2 protein-coding genes are annotated in these 3,924 nt (G+C 72.1%); both read left to right on the forward strand.

Features of this window, described 5'->3' with window-relative positions:
• Positions 1-462: 462 nt before the first annotated feature.
• Positions 463-3,219, forward strand: coding sequence for a sensor histidine kinase (locus H5J30_RS21035; protein ID WP_181788950.1), 2,757 nt, complete (start codon positions 463-465; stop codon positions 3,217-3,219).
• Positions 3,220-3,228: 9 nt separating this feature from the next.
• Positions 3,229-3,642: a roadblock/LC7 domain-containing protein gene (locus tag H5J30_RS21040; protein WP_078524293.1), complete on the forward strand. Its 414-nt coding sequence runs from the start codon at positions 3,229-3,231 to the stop codon at positions 3,640-3,642.
• The last annotated feature ends 282 nt before the right edge of the window (positions 3,643-3,924 follow it).

Genomic DNA, 3,924 nt, shown 5'->3' on the forward strand with positions numbered 1-3,924 from the left:
GAGCGCACCGGCCGGCCCGGCCGCGCGCCGCGGGCTGCGGACTCCGCCAGGGGCAGGTTGCACCGTACGGTGCAACCTGCCCCTGAGGCGTTGATAACGTTTGGAAGCAGATTGAGGGGGTGCGTTGCACAGGACGCAGGCGGTCGACTCCGTTCCGCTGATGCCGTGGTTGCACTTTGTCGGTTGGCGCCGCTTACGCCCTTTTTGACGGTGCCTGCGTGATCGTACGAAGTCCTCGACAGGCGTTTGGAATGTGCCGCGCGGCGTGCTGGAATTCGAGGAACTGACCCGAGAGTAGGCCGAGAGGTTGTTGGTCCGGTGAGGCGCAGCAGCAAGGGCCCCGCACAGGAGACGCGGGGCAACTTCAGCCCGCCGTCGCACGCGGCGGTGCCGCCCCCTGCCGGGGCACAGCCGGCCCCGCCGCCGCCCAGCGGCAGCAGGTTTTCGCCCCGCAACTGGCGGGTGGCCACCCGGCTGAACGCGATCCTGCTGATTCCGGTGCTCGTGGCCATCGTCTTCGCGGGCTTCCAGGTGAACAACTCCGTCGACACTTGGCAGGAGGCCCAGGACGCGGAGAACACCGCCAAGGTCGCCAAGGCCGCCGGCGACTACGGCGAGCGCCTCATGGCGGAGCGCGACGTCTCCGTGCAGCCGCTGCTCCACGGCGACCGCGAGGCGAGCCGGGTGACCGAGGCGCGCAAGGCCACCGACGCCGCCGCGGCCGAGTTCGACCGGCAGGTCGAGGACATGCCGGACAAGTCCGGCCTGCAGCGCCGGCTGAACGCCTTCCGGGAGCAGGAGAAGAACCTGGAGCAGATGCGCAAGGCGGCGTTCACGCCCCAGGCGCCCGGCACCGACACCCACCTCGGGTACGCGCAGATGTACCGCCCGCTGATGACCTTCGCCAACGAGCTCGGCCTGGGCACCAGCAACATCACCAGCTACGGCCGCGCGATGTACGCCATCTCGCTCTCCAAGTCCGCCGCCTCGCTGGTCCGCTCCATCGGCACCGAGCTGCTCGTCAGCCCGCCCGAGAAGGCCGAGCTGCTGGCCCAGGAGAAGACCGCGCTCGCCTCCTTCGCCTATCTGGAGCCCATCGCCCTCGACGAGTTCAGGACCGGCAGCACCGCCGCCGACAACCGCATGCTCAAGGACGCGCTGGCCGACCAGGAGGAAGAGGCCAAGCAGCGGCTCGCCGAGGCGCAGCGCGAGGCCGAGGACGGCGGCGGCGAGTTCACCGCGCCGCCGGAGCCCGCGGAGATGCTCGCCGGCGTCGCCGGCATCGGCGAGGGCACCACCCCCGCGGACCTCGCCGAGCAGGGCATCACCCCGCAGACCTGGTACGCGGCCACGAGCGTGCCCATCGCCGCGTACCGCACCGTCGAGATCGAGTTCGCCGACCGCGCCGTCGCCGACGCCCGCGACATCGTCGAGTCCGCCAAGCGCGACACCGTCGTCGGCGCCGCCATCGCCGTCGGCGCGCTGCTCATCGGCTTCGTCATCGCCGCGCTGATGGCCCGCTCCATGGGCCGCAGCATGCGGCTGCTGCGCAACTCCGCCTTCGGCATCGCCGAGCAGCGGCTGCCGATGCTGGTCGACCAGCTCTCCCGTACCGACCCCGGCCGGGTCGACACCCGCGTGCAGCCGATCCCGCTGCACAGCAGGGACGAGATCGGCGAGGTCGCCCGCGCCTTCGACCAGGTGCACCGCGAGGCGGTCCGGCTGGCCGCCGAGCAGGCCCTGCTGCGGGGCAACCTCAACGCGATCTTCACCAACCTCTCCCGGCGCAACCAGGGCCTCATCGAGCGCCAGCTCGAACTCATCTCCGGCCTGGAGGACCACGAGGCGGACCCGGAGCAGCTGGAGAACCTGTTCCACATGGACCACCTCGCCACCCGCATGCGCCGCAACGGCGAGAACCTGCTGGTGCTCGCGGGCGAGGACACCGGCCGGCACATGGACGAGGCGGTCCCGCTCGTCGACGTGCTACGCGCGGCGACCTCGGAGGTCGAGTCGTACGAGCGCATCGAGCTGGAGGGCGTGCCCGACAGCGAGATCCACGGCAGCGCCGTCACCGACCTCGTGCACCTGCTCGCCGAGCTGCTGGAGAACGCGACCACGTTCTCCTCGCCGCACACCAAGGTCAGGGTCACCGCCACCCGGCTGCCCGACCGCCGGGTGATGGTCGAGATCCACGACAAGGGCATCGGCCTGACCGCCGAGGACTTCGCGGACATCAACCAGCGGCTCGCCAACCCGCCCACCGTGGACGTCGCGATCTCGCAGCGCATGGGCCTGTTCGTGGTCGGCCGGCTCGCCGACCGGCACGGCGTCCGCGTGCAGCTGCGCCCCTCCGGCGAGCAGTCGGGCACCACCTCGCTGGTGATGCTGCCCGAGGCCATCGCCTTCGGCGGCACCACCGAGGCGCCCGAGCAGCAGGACGAGTTCACCGTCTCCCGGATCGTCGCCGACCGGCCGTCCTTCCAGCCCGCCGGCAACGGCTACGCCGGCGGCCGGCCGCGCAGCGCGGCGGAGCTGGGCTTCGACGACTCCCCGTACCCGCAGGTCGAGGCGCCCCGCCCGGCCATGCCGGCGCTCGGCGGCCAGGAGGGGGTCTTCGACCCCATCCAGCGCTCGCTGCTGCGCGAGGAGCGCAGGGCCGCCCTCGAAGCGGCGGCACAGGACCGCACGCCGGGCTTCCACGACACCGAAGCGGAGGCGGCGGGCACCGATGCCTTCACGGCCGGGGGTATCTCGCCGGAGCCCGCGTACGATACCTACGGCCGAGTAGAGCCCGGCACCGCGCCGAACCACTGGACGGGGCAGGGCGCGTACGACAGCCCGCCGGAAACGGAAACGGAATCCACGGCACAGCTCGGCACCGGCCGCGGAGGCTTCGGCGAACCGGAACCGGCCCCGGCCGACGAGGAGTGGAGGTCGGCGAACGACGAACGCTGGGAGCGCGCCGAGCAGGTGCGCGAACCGAAGGCGGGCGGGGTCACCCCCGCGGGCCTTCCCCGGCGGGTGCCCCGCCAGAACCTGGTGGAGGGCACCGCGGAGCAGGCCCCGCTGGGAGGCCCACAGGTCTCCCGGGCCCCGGAGGACGTACGCGGCAGGCTGAGCAAGCTGCGCCGCGGTGTCCAGCAGGGCCGCGAGCAGGGGCCGCAGCAGAACGACGGACCGGGCATGGGCCCCGGCACATACGATCAGGAGCGTTAGGTGAGCCCGATGAGCCAGGCGGCGCAGAACCTGAACTGGTTGATCACCAACTTCGTGGACAACACCCCAGGGGTGTCGCACACGGTGGTGGTCTCCGCCGACGGACTCCTCCTCGCGATGTCCGACGGCTTCCCGCGCGACCGCGCCGACCAACTGGCCGCGGTGGCGTCCGGACTGACGTCGCTGACGGCCGGCGCCTCGCGCATCTTCGAGGGCGGCTACGTCAACCAGACGGTGGTGGAGATGGAGCGCGGCTTCCTCTTCATCATGTCGATCTCCGACGGCTCGGCCCTCGCCGTGCTGGCGCACCCGGAGTGCGACATCGGTCTGGTGGGCTACGAGATGGCCCTGCTGGTCGACCGGGCGGGCGCCGTGCTCACCCCCGACCTGCGCGCGGAGCTGCAAGGCAGCCTGCTGAACTAGCCGACAACCGATGCACGTTGCCCGCTCGCCGGGCTATGGTGCGTCGAGTGCAGTGAAGCTCCGGCACACCGTCGGGGAAGGGGAACGCAGTGGCAGCGCACCAAGAGGGACCTCACGGCGGTGAGGACTGGCGATACGGCTACGGCCCGCAGTCCGACCGGCCGGGCACGCCGCCGCAGCACGGGATGCCCACGTGGCCGGGGGCTCCGGGCGTACCGTACGCGGCCCCCGGCGTGCCTCCGTCCCCCGGGCAGCCGCAGCCGCCGGCCCCGCCGCCGTACG

This window comes from Streptomyces phytophilus (assembly GCF_013870535.1).
In the GTDB taxonomy this organism is placed as follows: Bacteria; Actinomycetota; Actinomycetes; order Streptomycetales; family Streptomycetaceae; genus Streptomyces; species Streptomyces phytophilus.